The sequence below is a fragment of the Frigidibacter sp. genome (assembly GCF_030695035.1).
Lineage (GTDB): Bacteria > Pseudomonadota > Alphaproteobacteria > Rhodobacterales > Rhodobacteraceae > Frigidibacter.
In genome coordinates this window covers 72,810-89,126 of sequence record NZ_JAUYTT010000017.1, presented here as the reverse complement: position 1 = coordinate 89,126, position 16,317 = coordinate 72,810, and the positions used below count along the sequence as shown (strand labels likewise).

The window sequence follows — 16,317 nt, the reverse complement described above, 5'->3', positions numbered from 1 at the left end:
GGGGGGGGGGGGCGTGGGCCCCCCCCCACCCCCCGAGGATATTTGGAAAAGGCAAAGGCGGGCGGCCCGGGCGTCACCGAAGGTTCGCAGCGGCATCACAAAACCGTTACGCCGCGGCGCGAAAGCTCCCCCATCATTCCTCGGAGGACTTTCCATGCCGATCCGGCTTTCCGCCCTTACCTCTGTTCTGGCGCTTGCGACCGCCTTCCCGGCGTTGGCAGAGACGCACTTCGCCCGCACCGCATCCTTCCCCACCCCGCTGAACATGGCGGAAGGCGAAGACACCGCCCGCGTCACCTCGGCCGAGATCATCTCGGCTTCGGAAGACGGCATGATGCTGGTCTATACCGACAGCCCGCTTGGCGTGATCGGTCTGGTGGACATCACCGATCCGGCGGCGCCGAAGCCGCTTGGCAATGTCGATGTGGGCGGCGAGCCGACCACCGCGCAGATCATCGGCGGCAAGGCCTTTGTCGGCGTCAACACCTCGGAAAGCTACACCGCGCCCTCGGGCAAGCTGGTGACGGTCGATCTGGCCACGAAGGAGATCGTGGCGGAATGCGAGATCGGCGGACAGCCGGATTCGGTCGCCAAGGCCGAGGACGGCTCCTTCGTCGCCATCGCCATCGAGAACGAGCGCGATGAAGACCTGAATGACGGCGCGCTTCCGCAGATGCCGGCTGGCTTCGTGGTCAAGATCGCCATCGTGGACGGCGCGGCCGATTGCGCCGGGCTGCAGAATATCGACGTGACCGGCATTGCCGAGATCGCCGCGGAAGACCCGGAGCCGGAATTCCTCGACGTGAACGCGGCGGGTGACATCGTCCTGACCATGCAGGAAAACAACCATATCGTCGTGATCGGCGCCGATGGCGCGATTGCCAGCCACTTCGCGGCAGGCACCGTCGACCTGGACGGGATCGACACCAAGTCCGACGGCAAGCTGGACTTTACCGGCAGCAAGGAAGGCGTCCTGCGCGAGCCCGATGGCGTCAAGTGGATCGACGACACCCATTTCGCCACCGCCAACGAAGGCGACTATGAAGGCGGCTCGCGTAGCTGGACGATCTTCAACCGTGACGGCACCGTCGTGTACGAAGATGCCGGCAAGCTGGAGCGCGCCATCGTGGCGACCGGCCACTACCCCGAGCACCGCTCCAAATCCAAGGGCGTGGAGCTGGAATCGATCGAGTTTGCCGAGTTCGACGGCACCCCGATGCTGTTCGTTGCGGCCGAACGGTCCTCGATGATCGGCGCCTATGACATCACCGACCTGGCCAACCCGGTTCTGGTGCAGCTGATCGCTTCGGGCGTCAGCCCCGAAGGCATGGTGGCGATCCCGGAGCGCGGCCTGCTGGCCACTGCCAACGAGGTGGACCTGGTCGAAGACGGCCTCGCCCGCGCCCATGTGATGGTCTACGAGGTGGCCGAGGGCGCTGCCTCCTACCCGATGATCACCTCGGAAGGCTCGGAAGAGCTGATCGGCTGGGGTGCGCTGTCGGGCATGGTGGCCGACGCCGAAACCCCCGCCAAGCTCTATGCCGTGTCGGACAGCGTCTATGGCGCCGCGCCGGCGATCTACGAGATCGACGCGACCACGCAACCGGCGCGGATCGTGGCAAAAACCATCGTCACCCGTGGCGGCGATGCCGCGCAGAAGCTTGACCTTGAGGGCATCACCCTCGATGGCGATGGCGGGTTCTGGGTTGCCTCGGAAGGGCGCAGCGACCGTCTGGTTCCTCATGCGATCTACAGCGTGAACGCCAAGGGCGAGATCAAGAAAGAGATCGCGCTGCCGGCCGAATTGCTGGCACATGAGACGCGCTTCGGTTTTGAGGGCATCGCCAAGATCGGCGACGTGCTGTGGATGCCGGTGCAGCGCGAATGGGCCGATGACGCCAAGGGCCAGGTGAAACTGGTGGCCTATAACCTCGAGACCGAGGAATGGGGCGCTGTCACCTACCCGCTGGAGCCGAAGGGCGAAGGCTGGATGGGTCTGTCGGAGATGACCGTCCATGGTGACTGGGCCTATATCGTCGAGCGCGACAACCTGGTGGGCGACGCGGCGGTGGTGAAGAAGATCTTCCGCGTGGCGCTGGCCGATCTGGTCCCGGCCAAGCTGGGCGAGACGCTGCCGGTGGTGACCAAGGAAGAGGTGCGCGACCTGATCCCCGACCTGAAGGCGCTGAACGGCTTCGTGCTGGACAAGGTCGAAGGCTTTGCCATCGACGCAGCCGGCACCGGGTGGGTGGTGACTGACAATGACGGCGTCGACGACCATTCGGGCGAAACGCTGTTCTGGTCGATCGGCACCATGAACTGACCGGCTGATCACAGCTTGGTGGAGGCCTCCGTGCATCGCGCGGAGGCCTTTTTCATGGGGCGCGCGCCGTAAGGGGTTGACGGGGCGAAGGGGGATGCGCTGATAGGGCGGTTGCCGGGATGGGTTCGGGGGAGCCTGCTGCATGCCGGGAACGCTTGACGATCTGAAAGGAAACCGCGCGTGATCCTGCTGCCCGCTGCCCGCCTTCGTTCCGCCCTTGCCGTAATGTCCCTGCTTGCGCTGGCTGCCTGTGGCGGCGGCTCTGGCCCGGCTGTCGTTGCGCCCTCTGGTCCGCCGCCCGAAGTGGTTGCGATGTATCAGTCGGTTCAGGATGATGAATACCTGATCCCTGCCGTGGATCCGGGCTATCTGACCGGGGGCAATGCCCGCCAGACCGTCTCCTATTACGGATCTGAACAGCCGGGAACCATCGTCGTCGATCCGCATGCGCGGGTGCTGTATTATGTGGAAGAGGGCGGGCTTGCCACCCGCTATGGTATCGCTGTCGGCCGCGAGGGCCGGGGCTTCACTGGGTCGGCCGTGATCAGCCGCAAGGCGGACTGGCCGGGCTGGACGCCGACGGCGAACATGATCCGCCGCGATCCCGACGTGTACGGCCCCTATGCAGGCGGCCTGCCGGGCGGGCTCGACAACCCGCTGGGTGCGCGGGCGCTGTACCTCTATCGCGGGGGCAAGGATACCTATTACCGGATCCACGGCACCAACAACTCCTCCACCATCGGGCGGGCGACGTCGGCGGGCTGTATCCGGTTGTTTAATCAGGACATTCTGGACCTCTACGAGCGTGTCGACCTGGGGGCGCCGGTGAAGGTACGCTCTGTGGAGGAATCCACCGCGCAGGAAGGCGAGATGGTCGAGGGGCCGAGCGGGCTGATGGTCCGCATCGACTCGCTGCCCATCGAGGTGCAGGACCAGATCCGCGCCGGGATCACCCCGTGGGAGCCCTTCGTGGCGCAATCGGGGATCAGTGGCGAGAACAGCCTTGGCAGCACCGATGCGCTGGAATCCCAGGGGATCGTTGCCTCGAACTGAGCGGCATCGACACGCTGACAGACAGAAGGGCCGCCCGGATGGGGCGGCCCTTTTCCGTTGCGCCTCAAGGGGTTGTCCTCATTCCAGGATGACGAAATCTTTCAGTGTGGTTTCCACACATTCCCAGGTGCCCTTGAAACCGGGACGGATCAGGAAGCTGTCGCCAGCGTTCAGCGTGTGCGCCGCACCGCCCTCTTCCGTCAGGATCGAGGTGCCGGAGAGGATGTGGACATATTCCCATTCCGAGTAATCCACCTTCCAGGTTCCGGGCGTAGTTTGCCACATTCCGGCATAGAGGGTGCCGCGTTCCTCATGCAGCCAGGTGGTGTGGACGGGGTCGCCGGCGATCACCAGCGAGGGGTCTGGACGGTCCACCTCGGGCGTGACGGTGGCACGGTCGAGGCGCAGGAAGTGGGTCATTCGGGGCTCCGGGAGGGCATGTGGAAAGCATATGGAAAGCATGCAGAAACGATATGGGAGGTATACATACGATTTTGGGGCGGGCGCAGGTGGCCCGCCCCGTCTGTCATTCCGTCCAGCGCACCGCCGTCAGGTCATTGGCGGGGGTCGGCGCGTTCTGCCACAGCCCCTCGATCCGGGCATCGGCGACGCCGGTCTTGGCGAGCTGGAACAGGTAGGCGTTGACGTGATCCTCGGCGATCATGGTCTGCGCCTGCTTCAGCAGGTCCGACCTTGCGGCGGCATCGGTGGTCAGCGCCAGCTGGTCCATGATCGCCACGAACTCGGGCTTGGCATAGCTGAAATAGTAATCCGGCCGGGCGTAGATGTTGATGTCCATCGGTTCGACATGGCTGATGATGGTCAGGTCGAAGTCACGGCCCTTGAACACCTGTTCCAGCCATTGCGCCCATTCGAGGTTGCTGACCTCGGTCTCGATCCCGACCTCGCGCAGCTGCGCCGCGATGATCTCGCCGCCGCGGCGGGCATAGGTGGGCGGCGGCAGGGCGAGGCGGAGGGTCAGCCCCTCGGCACCTGCCTCGGCCAGAAGCTGGCGGGCCTTTTCGGGGTCATATTCCGACTGGTCGATCAGGTCGACATAGTCGGGATTGTGCGGCGCAAAATGGGTGCCGATGGGGGTGCCATAGCCGAACATCGCGCCGTCGATCACGTCCTGCCGGTTGACCGCATGGGCGATGGCCTCGCGGACCAAGGGGTTGTCCAAGGGCGCGGTGGCATTGTTCATCGCCAGGATCGTTTCGCCCTCGGTGCTGCCGACGATCACCTTGAAGCGCGGGTCGGCGCCAAGCTGGGCGAGCGTCTCGGGCGCGGGGAAGTTCGGGAAGGCGTCGATATCGCCGGCCATCATCGCGGCGAAGGCGGCGGTCGGGTCCGAGATGAAGCGGAAGGTGGCGCTGGTCAGCGCCGGTTTCTCGCCCCAGTAGCCCTCATAAGGCTCGAGCCGGACATGGTCGCCCTGCACCCATTCGGCCAGCTTGAACGGTCCGGTGCCAACCGGCGCGGTCGCCGCGGCATCCGCGGTTTCCGGCGCCAGGATCACCGCATCGCCCCAGGCCATGTTGAAGTCGAAGGCGGCGTTGGGGGCCGTGAGGGTGACGCGCACCGTGGCCGGGTCCAGCACTTCCACCGTTTCGATGGAGGCGAAGAGCGCCTTCTGCGCATTGGCGCTGTCTTCGGCGCGGGCACGCTCGAGGCTGAAGGCGACGTCTTCGGCGTCGAAGGTGGTGCCGTCATGGAAGGTCACGCCTTGCGCCAGATGGAAGGTCCAGACCTTGCCGTCGCCCTCCACGTCCCAGCTTGTGGCCAGAGCGGGCAGGATCGTGCCATCGGGGCCGAAGCGGGTGAGGCCCTCGAAGAGGTTGGCATAGACCACCTCATCAATCGCCGCCGCCGCGCCTGCGGTGGGGTCGAGGTTCGGCGGCTCCAGCACCATGCCGAGGGTGAGGCTATCGGGCGGCGCAGCAAGCGCCGCACCGGCGCTGAGCGCAAGGACGAGGAGGGAGGGCAGGGCGCGGGACATGAAGGGCAGTTCCTTTCGTTCGTGCATCACGGCGGCCCGGGTCGGGCTTGGCGGGGATGTTCTACTGCGGGGGGCTGCGGATCAAGGGTGTTGGTGGGGGTGCGTTGACGTGGCTCGAAATTCGTGGCCGATACTCTGCTTTGCGAAGTATCCCATTCGGTACTAATTGGGGAGGATTTTTTTGCTGACGCTGCTAAAAGATGCCATGTCCTTCAGAATCTGATTTAAGAAAGACGCATCTTGTTTGGGGTGCATGTGAAGGTCAATAGCGGCCCATATTAGGCCAAGTGACAACTTTGCTTCGCGGTCGAGCGCATCATCCACGTTAATAAATCCAGTTGGGATACCTGTATTCGAGGCGTAGAGGAGTTTGTTTCTGATGTCGGCGACTCGTTTTGCTTCCTCCAGAAGCTCATCAACAGAAGGCAAGTTGCCGATTTCAGCGTATCCATCTTTGGTGCCGTCGGGGCCTTTTTGCGTACGAAACACACTTAGGTGAAGGTCCCCATAACGGTACTCATGGTCCAGCATTATACGGTAGGCTAAGGCGTTGTTCTTGGGGTTCCAGCTTATGGCGAGGTCTCCCTGCGCAATGAGGATGGTCAAGCGTTGCGCGTAGATTGACACGAGCGCCTTGCTGGTGTGGTCGTGCAAGTTTACCTGTTTCGCGTGAGTTTTTGGGCCATGTGCTTTGGCTGCTGAAATAAATGCTGCAACCGCTTCCTCCGTCGCGTGCATGGCGCAGAATGCTGAGACGACGTGAGATCTCTCATATATATCATCGGCCCACCGCAAGAACCTTATAGCATTCTGCGCGCAAAATCTTGAGCGACCTTGAAGTTGCGTAGTGGTGGTAATGATCCAGCGAGAAATCTCGTGATCCAGAACCGGGTTAATGCCAGACATCGCTCCCCCATCTACTGATAATCTGCCCTCACCCCAGCAACTCCGCCAGCACCAGCCCCATCACCGCAGCGCTGTCCATCATGTCCTGCACGCCGATCCACTCGTCGGGCTGGTGGGCGAGGTCGAGCACGCCCGGACCGTAGGCGATGCAGTTCTTCAGGCGGCCGATGCGGTCGATATGCTTCTGGTCATAGGTGCCGGGCGAGACGACATAGGCGGCCTTGGCCCCCAGCACCGAGGCGATGGCGCGGGCGGTGGCCTGGACCACGGGGGCGCCCTTGTCGGTCATGCTGGGCTGCACTTCGAAGAGGTCGCGGACCTCATATTCGAAGCTGGGGCGGGTGGCCTTGACCCGTTCCAGCAGCGCGGTCACCTCGGCCTTCACCTCGCCCACCTCCTCCTCGATCAGGAAGCGGCGGTCGAGGATGATGCGGCAGCGGTCGGCGACGCAGGGGGCGGGCAGGCCGGTATAGCCGGGCTCGGGCTCCGGCTCGCCGCCATGGATGGAGTTGATGTTGAGCGTGGATTGCCGGGCGCCTTCGGGGATCACCGGCATGGCGGTGCGCTTGCCGGCAAGGAGCGGGTAGAGCGTGCGCTCGATCTCCTCCAGCACCGCGCCCATGTGGCGGATGGCAGAGTCGCCAAGGAAGGGCATGGAGCCATGGGCGATGCGGCCGCGGGTTTCCACCTCGGCCCACCAGACGCCGCGATGGCCAAGGCAGATGCGGTCCTTGTGCAGGGGTTCGGGGATCAGCACGTGCTGGACGTTGTCGAACCAGCCGTTCTGCGCCAGCCAGGCGACGCCGCCGAAGCCGCCCGATTCCTCGTCGGCGGTGGCCGAGATTTCGAGGGTGCCGGCGAAGTCGGGGCAAAGCGCCAGGAAGGCTTCGGCGGCGATGATGCTGGCGGCGATGCCGCCCTTCATGTCGCAGGCGCCGCGGCCGTAGATGCGGCCGCCGTCAAGTTCCCCGCCGAAGGGATCGCGGGTCCAGCCATGGCCGACCTCGACCACGTCATGGTGACCGTTGAAATGCACGCAGTCGCCGGGGCGGGGCCCTATCCGGCGGGCGACGAGGTTCCAGCGCGGATAGGTCTCGCTGTCGCCGGGGGCGCCTTCCGCGCGCAGCAGGTGGCAGGTGAAGCCCGAGGATTCCAGCCGCGCGGCCAGATAGTCGCAGATCTGCCGGTAGTTGCGGCCCGGCGGGTTCAGCGTCGGGATGCGGATCAGGTCTTGCGTGAGGGCGATCAGATCGGCCTCGCGGCGCGCGATCTCGGCTTTGAGCGGGGCGGTGAGAGGATGGGTCATGGGGGAAGGCTAGTAGCGCGGATCGGCGGCGGCAATGGCAAACGCCAGTGGAAAGCGGATGACGGGCGGGGGCGATTGCGGCATAAGGCGGGGGACTTGATGGAGTTCCCGGATGATCGCCTTCCTGCGCCTTGCCGCGATCGGCTTCGTGGTGCTGACCGTGGTCTATTGGCTGATCTCGGTCTATTCCCGCTCTGTCCGCCGCGAGGCGCTGGAAAAGCGGTGGGATGAACAGGCGGCCGAGGGGGCTGCGCCGGGCGACCGGGATGCCTATATCAAGGCGGGAATGCTCGACTATGAGCGGGGCCTGCGGCGGCGCCTGATCGGGCTGGTCTATATCGTGCCGGCGGTGGTGGTCGTGCTGCTGATCTGGCTGAACAATTATTCGTAAGGCGCGTGGGCATGAAATACGTCAAGTGGACCTTCTACACCCTGATCGTGCTGACGGTCTTTGGCTTCCTGCATTACGTGCTGCCGCAGCATGACATCGTGCGCATCACCGATACCGATACGCGGCGGATCGACTTTGGCGAGAACTCGATCTTCTGGGCCTCGCCCGATGCCGGGACCGCCACCACCCCCGCGCAGGTGACGCGGGATGTGAAGTTCATCGAGTCGATCCGCACCAATGGCCGCCCGATGGTTTACCGGAACGAGGATACCGGCTGGATCTGGCCGCCCTATTTCAAGTTCGACAGCTACAACCTGCAGACCGAGGCATCGGACCTGCGCTCGACCTCGGCCGAACCGCGCTGGGTCGTGGTCACGCATTATGGCTGGCGCAACGAGTTCTTCACGATCTTCCCCAACGCGGTCTCGGTGCGGTTGGCGGATGGGCCGGACGAGCGGATCATCCCCTGGGCCAATATCGTGATCCTGACGCTGCTGCTGGTGGCGGGGATCATGCTGCGCCGGATGTGGATGCAGTTCCGCGAGCGGACGCTGGACCCGATGTTCGGCAATGCCGGCGATGCCTGGGACGATGCGGGGGACCGCGCGGGCGATGCGCGGCGCGGGGCGCGCACCAGCTGGGGCCGCTTCAAGGCCTGGCTGCGCAGCCTCGGCGGCTGAGGCTCAGACCAGCCGAAACCACGGATCGGCGTTCCAATAGGCAGTGAAATCCGCGGCCGCCTGATGCGGCAGGCCGAGGCTTTGCATCGCGAAGAGATCGACCCCCAGCAAGGCTGCCACCCTGTAGCCAGCCTCGGCCCCGGCAAGCGCCGGGCTGCCGGGCGCGAACATCGTCTCGATGGCCTCGGCGGCGCTGACGATGGCAAAGATCAGCTCCAGCGGCGGGGCATCGGGCCAGGCTGCCACCAGATTGCGCGCCAGCGGGCGCCAGCCGCCGGGGCCATCCAGCAGGGTTTCGATGGCGCGGCGGGTCATCGCGTCGATCCGGTCGAGTGAGACGGGACGGTTGAGAAAGACGGTGTTGGCGGAGGGCGTGGCGGGTGCGTGATCGGCGCCTGACACGGGCGCACAGGCCGATCCTGCGGTGCCTTCTCCGGTTGACGCCATCCCTGACCACCTGCCGCGCGGCAGAATCGCCGCATCCTCATTCGCTACGGGCGATGTCTTAAGCTGCGCCTGCGCTTGCGGCAATCTTTGTGCTGCGCCGCCGCCAGAATGCGCCAGATTGTTCAGGACGGGACGGCGGGCGCCACGGTCAGCGTGGCCGTCTTGCCCTGATAGCGCAGCGCGAAACGGGTCAGCGGCGGCGGGACCATCCGCCCCAACGTTTCTTGCCGCACCTCATAGCCCGAGGCGCGCAGGAAGGCGGTCACTTCTGGGCCGGCATCGGGATGCTCGCCGAGCACGCGCACGGTGACGTGGTCGATGCTGGCGAGGTGCGAGATCAGGAAGCGGGCATCGGGCTCGGTCAGGAAGCGCAGCTCGGGCGCGTCATCCTGGGGTTCGGGCAGGGTCTTGGGCGTTTTGTCACTATCCATGCCGCGGGTTCCTTGTTGCCGGAGGGCTCCCTGTCGGAGCTTCTAGAGGGTGTGGGTAACACCGAGAGGACCATATCGCAAAACATGGCGGGCGGCGGTGCGCCCGATGCGCGAGACCTTGCCGGGCGAGGCGGCGGTTTCGGCGGGTTGGTGCCAGGTCAGGCGGCCATCAGGGCGCGGACGGCGGCAAGGTCTTCGCGGAAGCGCGCGGTTGCGTCTTGTGCCTGCGCGGGGTCGGGCAGGCGCAGCAGGTAGCTGGGATGGACTGTCAGGAAGACCGGGCCGGCGGGCGTGTCCTCGATCCGGCTGCGGCGCGCGAGGATGCCTGTGCCGTTGCCGGTGAGCATCTTCGCCGCCGTCGCGCCCATGGCGAGGATCAGCGCCGGCTGCACGATGCGGATCTCGCTATCGATCCACCAGCGGGCGTGTTCGATATCGCTGCGCTCGGGCGCCTGGTGGATGCGGCGCTTGCCGCGTTGGGTGAAGCCGAAGCGTTTGACGGCGTTGGTGACATAGGCTGTGGCGCGGTCGAGGCCGGCTTCCTGCGCCACCCGGTCGAAGAGCTGCCCGGCAGGGCCGACGAGGGGGCGGCCTTGCTGGTCCTCCACGTCGCCGGGCTGTTCGCCGACGATCATCAGCCGGGCATCTGCTGGACCCTCGCCAAGCACGATGCGGCCGCGGTTCGGCAAGGGAGTGCGGTTCTCCGCCTCCGCCCGCGCGCGCAGCTCGTCCAGCGTCTGCGCCAGGGCGGGCGCGTGGAGTTGCTGCAGGATCTTCGCCGCCCGCGCCGGGGGCAGGCTCGGGCCCTTGTCCTGCATCTCGCGCACGCGCGCCTCTGCCCCCGCCAGCAGCCCGTGGATATGTTTCGCCTCGGGCAGGTTCTTCCAGTATTTGCGCGGCATTTCCGAGGTCATGGCGGAAATCTTCACCCGCGCAGGGTTGAAGATGTTGCAGAAATAGGTGCCCCACAGCTCCTCTGTCGCATCCTCCGGCAGGTCGGGGCGGGGGAGGCCGGCGGCGAAGCTCAGCGCGCCATTCTCGAAGCGGGCGGTAACGTCCGGGGTGGCGATCATCCAGTCCATGTCGGCAAAGCGGCCGGCGAAGAACGGGGCGGTGGGTTCGACGGTATGATGCGTCGGCTCGAACCATGCGGCGAAGCGGCGGCGGGGAAGGTCCGGCGGGCCGATGTCGCGGAAGCGGACGAAGGCCTTCATCTTGTGCTTGCAGCGCTGCACGTTCTTTTCCAACGCCCTGAGCCGCGCGAGGCCCGGATCGCCGCGGTCTGTCATCAGGCCGGGAGTGTGCGGCAGCCGCCAGAGCAGGGCGTAGAGCCGGGCAAAGCGCTCGGGGTCGCTGTGCCAGACGACGGTATCGGCGAGCGCGACGAAGCTGGCGGGCACCTTGATCGGGGGCGCATCGGTGGGGGCAATCGGTGCCGCGTCGAAGAGCTGCGGTGCCGCCTCGCCGAAATGCCACAGCACGTCCTCGGGCGGGGTGCGCGCGGCCAGCAGCGCCCGCGCGGCATTGCGCCAGGCGGTGTCGGTGCCGATGGTGGGCAGGGTCACCGCCTGCATCAGAACAGTGAGAGTTGTTCGGGCGGCGGCGCGAAGCGGGCGCGCAGATTGGCCGAGTCGGTCAGGGCGCCCGGGGTCCAGTCGGTCAGGGTGATGAAGGCGCGGGCCTTCTTCATCGCGGCGCCCATGCGGGCCAGATCGTCATGGCGGAGCGTGCGGTGGGTCCGCGTGGCAAGGATGCGCCCCACGGTCTTGGTGCCGAAGCCCGGAACCCGCAGCAGCATCTCGCGCGGCGCCCGGTTCACGTCGAGCGGGAAGTGCTGCCGGTTCGCCAAGGCCCAGGCCAGCTTGGGGTCGATCTCGAGGTCCAGATTGCCATCGGCCCGCGCGCCGGTGATCTCGGCCAGGTCGAAGCCGTAGAAGCGCAGCAGCCAGTCGGCCTGATAGAGCCGGTGTTCGCGCTGCAGCGGCGGGCGGATCAGCGGCAGCGCGGCGGCGGCATCGGGGATCGGCGAGAAGGCGGAGTAATAGACCCGCTTCAGCCGGTAATCGCCATAAAGCCGGGTGGCGGTGCCAAGGATCGTGGCATCGGTCGACAGGTCCGCCCCGACGATCATCTGCGTCGATTGCCCGGCGGGGGCGAAGCGCGGCGGGCGCTTGCCGGTATGGCTCCGATCCGTGCTCGCCTCCTTGCGGGTGCGGAACTCGCCCATCGCGCGGCGGATGGTGGCGGGGTTCTTCTCCGGCGCATAGGCCTGCACGCTGGCATCGGTCGGCAGTTCCACATTCATCGACAGCCGGTCGGCATAAAGCCCCGCCTGCTCGATCAGCTCTGGCGCCGCATCGGGGATGGTCTTGAGGTGGATATAGCCGCGGAACTGATGCTTCTCGCGCAGGGTGCGGGCGATGCGGACCATGTCTTCCATGGTCGCATCGGGGGAGCGGATGATGCCCGAGGAAAGGAACAGCCCCTCGATGTAGTTGCGGCGGTAGAACTCGATGGTCAGGCTGACGACCTCCTCGACGCTGAAGCGGGCGCGGGGCGTGTTGGAGGAGACGCGGTTCACGCAATAGGCGCAGTCGTAGATGCAGAAATTCGTCATCAGGATCTTGAGCAGGCTGATGCAGCGCCCGTCCGGCGCATAGGCGTGGCAGATGCCGGAGCCTTCGGTGGAGCCGAGCCCCTTGCCATCCTTTGAATCGCGCCGCGTGGTGCCGCTCGACGCGCAGGAGGCGTCATAGCGGGCGGCGTCGGAGAGGATGGCGAGCTTGCTGTCGAGGGAGAGTTTGGACATATGTTCTGTTTACGTTCTTGCCCCGCAGGGGGCAAGAACCGTCGCTTGGCCCGCCGTCACGAGTGCGTCAGAGCATCGCCATCACCCGCGCCGGCCCGCCGGTGCCGCCGCGATGCTTGGGCGCGCCGATGAACACCGTGGCGCCGGTCGCGGGCAACTGGTCCAGATTGGCCAGCCCCTCGATCCCGAAGCGGCCCGAGGGCAGCCACGAATAGTGCACCGCGAAATCGGCCGAATTTCCGGGGTCGAGCGACATGGTGTCAACCCCGATCGATCCGGCGCCGGTTTCCATCAACAGGTCGGTCGCGGATTTGCCAAACCCCGGGAAGGCCAGCGCGCCATCGGGCGTGTTGCGCCAGGAGGCGTCCGGGGCCTTCGCGCCCCAGCCTGAATGCATGGCAATGCAGGCCCCCGCCGGGATCTCGCCATTGGCGCTGATCCAGGCCTCGATATCCTCGGCCTCGACCGTGGCATTCGCGTCTTCCGCCGCCTTGGCCGTGATGTCGATGATGCACAGAGGGCAGACGAGATTCTCCACCGGCAGCGCATCGACCGAGGTGCCGCCTTCGGAGAAATGCAGCGGCGTGTCGATATGGGTGCCGGTGTGTTCAAAGATCGTCAGCTTGAACAGGTTGTAGCCATCGGCGGCGAAGGTCTTGTCCACGTCGTAGAGGATGCCGGGCTTGCCGTCGAAGGTGGGGAAGTCGCTGTCATAGGTGTGGGTCAGGTCCACCACCTTGCCCGTCGCCTGCGCCAGCGCGGGGCGGGCCGACAGAAGGCCCGAGGCGACGCTGGCCGCCGTGACCGCCGCCGCGCCGGTGAACAGCGACCGGCGCGAGAGCATGGAGGATTTTACATTCTCGATCAGACAGGCATTGCACATGGCGCGGCTCCCCTTGGGTGTTGGCAATGTGCTGACTTCACGCTTGCGCTGCCGTGCCGGTCAAGATTTTTCACCGCAGGGGGGCGAAACCCGCAGGCAGTGCCTGCGGTGTGGGCGTTGCGGCGGTTTGGCAGGATAGAGCAGTAACCAGTCCTACGTTTTGCGCTGCACTTTGCGGATTTGGTGCCCGGAGGCGCAAGCCGCAGGGCAAGGGGGTGCCGCCATCCCGGACGGTGCCAAATTCTGATGGATCCGCCCAGGTGGGCACGCATGTGCCTGGCCGAAATTCTGGGCAGCACCTTTTACAGGCCAATGCGCCAAGCCGTCAGCTCGTGGAAACACACCTGCCCGCTACCCCAATCCCGCTTGCGGCTGGAACGGGGGGGCGCATACTGGCGTTGGGCCCTGTTGCCCGCCCCGGAGGTATCTGTTGAGACATCGGTTCGAACGCCTGTGGCAGAAGCTCTCGCCCTCCTCTGCGCCCACAGAGTTGCCGCCCGAGTTGACCGAGCGGCCGCTGCCGGTGATCTGGCTGCTGGGCAAGACCGGCGCGGGCAAGTCGACGCTGGTGCGGGCGCTGACCGGCCTGCCCGAGGTGGTGGTGGGCAATGGCTTTGCGCCCTGCACCCGCGCCTCGATGCAGTTCGACTTCCCGCAGGACCTTCCCCTGATGCGCTTCCTCGACACGCGCGGTCTGGGCGAGGCAGGCTATGATCCGGCCGAGGATCTGGCGCTGTGCAAGAAGGCCTCGCATGTGATCGTCGTGGTGGCGCGCCTCGATGACCCGGTGCAGGGCGAGGTGGCCGATGTGCTGGCGACGCTGCGCCGCCGGCAGGGCAAGCTGCGGGCGTTGGTGGTGCATACCGGCGCGGACCTTCTGGGGGATGCGCAGGAACGCTTCCGGGCCCGCAGCCGCACGCAGGCGCTGTTCGACAAGGCCGCAGGTGCGCCGCTGAAGCAGGTGGAGCTGTCCTTGCCTGCCGTGGACCCGATCCCGGCCGAAGCCGTACAGCCGCTCACCGCATTGCTGGACGAGATGATGCCCGAGGTCGCGCTGGCCCTCGCGCGCGAGGAATACCGGGCCGGCGAGCCGGCGCGATGGGCCACGAACCGGGCCGAGGTACTGTGGTATGCGGGCGCCGCTGGCACGGCCGATGTCGCCCCGGTTGTGGGGGCCGTCGCGGTGCCGGGGGTGCAGGCGGCGATGCTGCGGGCGCTGGCGGCGCGGTACGGCGTGGAATGGACGCGGGCGCGGTTTTATGAGTTTGCCGCCGCGCTTGGCACGGGCGCCGCACTGCGCTTTGGCGCCAGCTACGGCCTGCGGCAATTGGCCAAGCTGATCCCGGTCTTTGGCCAGACGGTGGGGGCGGCGGCGGCCGGCACCCTCAGCTTTGCCGCCACCTATGCGCTTGGCCGCGCCGCTGCCGCCTATCTGCACTCTGTCAGCGAGGGGCAGGCGGTCACGCCGCAGACCATCCGCACGCTCTACAAGGGCGCGCTGGCGCAGGGCCGCCATGACCCTAGCTGACCGGATCCGCGGCGCGCTGCTGCGATGGGACCGGCTGCTGGTGATCGCCAGCGTGGCGCTGCCGATTGCCGTGACCAGCCTTCTCGGCTTCCTGTGGCTGGGCGAGAAAGGGTATCTCCTGCATTTCGTCGGCGTCGCGGCCCTTTTCGGCGGGACCGTCACGCTGCTGCGGTGGGTTGCGCGTCGCCGCCGCCGCGCGCCGGTGACGGTGGGCGATCTGGCGGCCGAGATGGCGGTCAGCGCCAATCCCGACTGGCTGCCGCAAGAGGCCGCCGCCTTCGACCGCGCCCGCCGCAAGATCGAGGCGACGACCGCCACCGCGCAGCCGTGGGAGGAACTGCCGGACCTTGCGCTTGGCATTGTCGATGAGGTGGCGAAGGGGTTCGGCAGCCGCACCGCGCTCGACTTTACCCTGCCCGAGGCGCTGCTGCTGATCGAGCGCAGCGTGACGCGCTACCGCGCCCGGCTGCGCGCGCATGTGCCCTTTGCCGACACCGTGTCCTTGCAGACGCTGCAATGGCTGTGGCGCAACCGGGGCAACCTGTCCGGCCTGTGGACGGCAGGGCGCTATGGCTACCGGGCGCTGCGCGTGCTTTTGAATCCGGCGGTGGGCATTGCGCGCGAGGTGGAGCTGATCGTGTCGGGCGGCAATTCCGACTGGCTGAGCGACCAGATGATGGGGGTGCTGCAGGCGATCTTGCTGGAGGAGGTCGCCTATTCGGCGGTGGAGCTGTATTCGGGCCGCCTGCGCTTCTCGGATGCCGAGCTGCTGGCGATAGAGCTGGAGCAGACCGATGCCGACATGGCCCGCATGGCCGAGGCGGATACCCCGCTGCGGGTGGTGTTTGTGGGCCAGATCAGCGCCGGAAAATCGACGCTGATCAACGCGCTGCTGGGGGATGACCGGGCCGAGACGGACATGGCGCCGACGACGCCTGGGCTGGTGACCTACGAGGCGGCCATCGGCGACGTGCCCTGCCACTGGATCGACAGCCGCGGGATCGACGGGTCGGCAGATAGCCTTGCCACGCTGCTGGCGGAGCTGCGCGAGGCGGACCTGATCGTCTGGGTGCTGCGCGCCAACCGCCCCGGCCGCGCCGCCGATCTGGCGCTGCTGCAGCGGTTCGAGGCGAGTTTTGCCGCCGAACCGGCGCGGCGGCGGCCCGAGATCATCGCGGTGGCGAGCTGCATCGACCAGTTGGCACCGGGCTGGCCCTACCCGGAAAACCGCCTGCCAGCCGAGGTGCAGCAGGTCTTTGCCGGGGCCGTCGCCGCCATCGCGGGCGATATGGGGGGCCTGAGGCCGCTGCCCGTTTGCGCAGTGAGCCCCGAGTGGAACATAGAGCCGCTGCGGACCGATATGGAGGCGGGACTTGGCCATGCGCTGCTGGTCCAGCGCAATCGGCGGCGGATGGCGGCGGGGAAGGGCAGCCGCTCGATGGCCGAGGCGGCGCGGAGCGGGCGCGGCTTCCTGCAGGGCGCCGGCCGCTTCGGGAGTAGGCTCGCGCGGCGGGCGTTCTCGCAGGGGCGCCCGGCCGAGCCGGACGACAAGCCCGAGTAG

General features: G+C 66.6%; 15 protein-coding genes. 6 read left to right on the top strand and 9 right to left on the bottom strand.

Annotation, left to right across the window (positions count from 1 at the left end; translation table 11 throughout):
- Nucleotides 1-154 precede the first annotated feature (154 nt).
- Complete coding sequence (locus tag Q8S30_RS16825) at nucleotides 155-2,323, top strand: esterase-like activity of phytase family protein (protein WP_305667185.1); 2,169 nt, start codon at nucleotides 155-157, stop codon at nucleotides 2,321-2,323.
- 180 nt (nucleotides 2,324-2,503) lie between these two features.
- Nucleotides 2,504-3,376: a L,D-transpeptidase gene (locus Q8S30_RS16820; protein ID WP_305667184.1), complete on the top strand. Its 873-nt coding sequence runs from the start codon at nucleotides 2,504-2,506 to the stop codon at nucleotides 3,374-3,376.
- A gap of 78 nt (nucleotides 3,377-3,454) precedes the next feature.
- Here Q8S30_RS16820 and Q8S30_RS16815 read toward each other — a convergent pair whose 3' ends face one another.
- The 4 genes from Q8S30_RS16815 to Q8S30_RS16800 all read right to left on the bottom strand — a co-directional run bounded on the left by Q8S30_RS16815 (nucleotide 3,455) and on the right by Q8S30_RS16800 (nucleotide 7,587).
- Complete coding sequence (locus Q8S30_RS16815; protein WP_305667183.1) at nucleotides 3,455-3,796, bottom strand: cupin domain-containing protein; 342 nt, start codon at nucleotides 3,794-3,796, stop codon at nucleotides 3,455-3,457.
- A 106-nt stretch (nucleotides 3,797-3,902) separates the two neighbouring features.
- Nucleotides 3,903-5,375, bottom strand: coding sequence for an ABC transporter substrate-binding protein (locus tag Q8S30_RS16810; protein ID WP_305667182.1), 1,473 nt, complete (start codon nucleotides 5,373-5,375; stop codon nucleotides 3,903-3,905).
- Nucleotides 5,376-5,537: 162 nt separating this feature from the next.
- Complete coding sequence (locus Q8S30_RS16805; protein ID WP_305667181.1) at nucleotides 5,538-6,113, bottom strand: hypothetical protein; 576 nt, start codon at nucleotides 6,111-6,113, stop codon at nucleotides 5,538-5,540.
- A 196-nt stretch (nucleotides 6,114-6,309) separates the two neighbouring features.
- Entirely contained in the window at nucleotides 6,310-7,587 is a 1,278-nt protein-coding gene (locus Q8S30_RS16800; protein WP_305667180.1) for an acetylornithine deacetylase/succinyl-diaminopimelate desuccinylase family protein, read from the bottom strand.
- A 112-nt stretch (nucleotides 7,588-7,699) separates the two neighbouring features.
- Here Q8S30_RS16800 and Q8S30_RS16795 point away from each other — a divergent pair, with 112 nt between their 5' ends.
- Nucleotides 7,700-7,978 carry a hypothetical protein gene (locus Q8S30_RS16795; RefSeq protein ID WP_305667179.1) on the top strand — a complete coding sequence of 93 codons (279 nt, stop codon included), beginning with the start codon at nucleotides 7,700-7,702 and terminating at the stop codon, nucleotides 7,976-7,978.
- A gap of 11 nt (nucleotides 7,979-7,989) precedes the next feature.
- A complete protein-coding gene (locus tag Q8S30_RS16790) occupies nucleotides 7,990-8,658 on the top strand; it encodes a DUF1523 family protein (RefSeq protein ID WP_305667178.1) in 669 nt (222 codons plus the stop codon).
- Nucleotides 8,659-8,661: 3 nt separating this feature from the next.
- Here Q8S30_RS16790 and Q8S30_RS16785 read toward each other — a convergent pair whose 3' ends face one another.
- The 5 genes from Q8S30_RS16785 to Q8S30_RS16765 all read right to left on the bottom strand — a co-directional run bounded on the left by Q8S30_RS16785 (nucleotide 8,662) and on the right by Q8S30_RS16765 (nucleotide 13,228).
- Nucleotides 8,662-9,105, bottom strand: a complete 444-nt coding sequence (locus Q8S30_RS16785; protein ID WP_305667177.1) for a hypothetical protein — start codon at nucleotides 9,103-9,105, stop codon at nucleotides 8,662-8,664.
- Nucleotides 9,106-9,227: 122 nt separating this feature from the next.
- Complete coding sequence (locus tag Q8S30_RS16780) at nucleotides 9,228-9,536, bottom strand: hypothetical protein (protein WP_305667176.1); 309 nt, start codon at nucleotides 9,534-9,536, stop codon at nucleotides 9,228-9,230.
- A gap of 158 nt (nucleotides 9,537-9,694) precedes the next feature.
- Complete coding sequence (locus Q8S30_RS16775) at nucleotides 9,695-11,110, bottom strand: UdgX family uracil-DNA binding protein (RefSeq protein WP_305667175.1); 1,416 nt, start codon at nucleotides 11,108-11,110, stop codon at nucleotides 9,695-9,697.
- A complete protein-coding gene (locus tag Q8S30_RS16770; RefSeq protein WP_305667174.1) occupies nucleotides 11,110-12,345 on the bottom strand; it encodes a putative DNA modification/repair radical SAM protein in 1,236 nt (411 codons plus the stop codon). The genes Q8S30_RS16775 and Q8S30_RS16770 overlap by 1 nt, the downstream gene beginning before the upstream one ends.
- Before the next feature lie 67 nt (nucleotides 12,346-12,412).
- Entirely contained in the window at nucleotides 12,413-13,228 is an 816-nt protein-coding gene (locus Q8S30_RS16765; RefSeq protein WP_305667173.1) for a cyclase family protein, read from the bottom strand.
- Between the two features lie 430 nt (nucleotides 13,229-13,658).
- On the opposite strand from Q8S30_RS16765, the gene Q8S30_RS16760 reads away from it, so the two are divergent.
- Together Q8S30_RS16760 and Q8S30_RS16755 are read left to right on the top strand one after the other, a co-directional pair.
- The gene (locus Q8S30_RS16760; RefSeq protein WP_305667172.1) at nucleotides 13,659-14,756 is read left to right on the top strand and encodes a GTPase domain-containing protein; all 1,098 of its coding nucleotides are present in this window, start codon (nucleotides 13,659-13,661) and stop codon (nucleotides 14,754-14,756) included.
- Nucleotides 14,743-16,317, top strand: coding sequence for a GTPase (locus Q8S30_RS16755; RefSeq protein ID WP_305667171.1), 1,575 nt, complete (start codon nucleotides 14,743-14,745; stop codon nucleotides 16,315-16,317). Before Q8S30_RS16760 ends, Q8S30_RS16755 begins: the two co-directional genes overlap by 14 nt.

What these genes read in the sequence shown, in the direction of transcription:
- Q8S30_RS16810 (WP_305667182.1), bottom strand. Translation starts at nt 5,375, where the DNA reads ATGTCCCGCGCCCTGCCCTCCCTCCTCGTCCTTGCGCTCAGCGCCGGT.
- Q8S30_RS16815 (WP_305667183.1), bottom strand. Translation starts at nt 3,796, where the DNA reads ATGACCCACTTCCTGCGCCTCGACCGTGCCACCGTCACGCCCGAGGTG.
- Q8S30_RS16785 (WP_305667177.1), bottom strand. Translation starts at nt 9,105, where the DNA reads ATGGCGTCAACCGGAGAAGGCACCGCAGGATCGGCCTGTGCGCCCGTG.
- Q8S30_RS16800 (WP_305667180.1), bottom strand. Translation starts at nt 7,587, where the DNA reads ATGACCCATCCTCTCACCGCCCCGCTCAAAGCCGAGATCGCGCGCCGC.
- Q8S30_RS16790 (WP_305667178.1), top strand. Translation starts at nt 7,990, where the DNA reads ATGAAATACGTCAAGTGGACCTTCTACACCCTGATCGTGCTGACGGTC.
- Q8S30_RS16795 (WP_305667179.1), top strand. Translation starts at nt 7,700, where the DNA reads ATGATCGCCTTCCTGCGCCTTGCCGCGATCGGCTTCGTGGTGCTGACC.
- Q8S30_RS16805 (WP_305667181.1), bottom strand. Translation starts at nt 6,113, where the DNA reads ATGCACGCGACGGAGGAAGCGGTTGCAGCATTTATTTCAGCAGCCAAA.
- Q8S30_RS16825 (WP_305667185.1), top strand. Translation starts at nt 155, where the DNA reads ATGCCGATCCGGCTTTCCGCCCTTACCTCTGTTCTGGCGCTTGCGACC.
- Q8S30_RS16765 (WP_305667173.1), bottom strand. Translation starts at nt 13,228, where the DNA reads ATGTGCAATGCCTGTCTGATCGAGAATGTAAAATCCTCCATGCTCTCG.
- Q8S30_RS16770 (WP_305667174.1), bottom strand. Translation starts at nt 12,345, where the DNA reads ATGTCCAAACTCTCCCTCGACAGCAAGCTCGCCATCCTCTCCGACGCC.
- Q8S30_RS16775 (WP_305667175.1), bottom strand. Translation starts at nt 11,110, where the DNA reads ATGCAGGCGGTGACCCTGCCCACCATCGGCACCGACACCGCCTGGCGC.
- Q8S30_RS16780 (WP_305667176.1), bottom strand. Translation starts at nt 9,536, where the DNA reads ATGGATAGTGACAAAACGCCCAAGACCCTGCCCGAACCCCAGGATGAC.
- Q8S30_RS16755 (WP_305667171.1), top strand. Translation starts at nt 14,743, where the DNA reads ATGACCCTAGCTGACCGGATCCGCGGCGCGCTGCTGCGATGGGACCGG.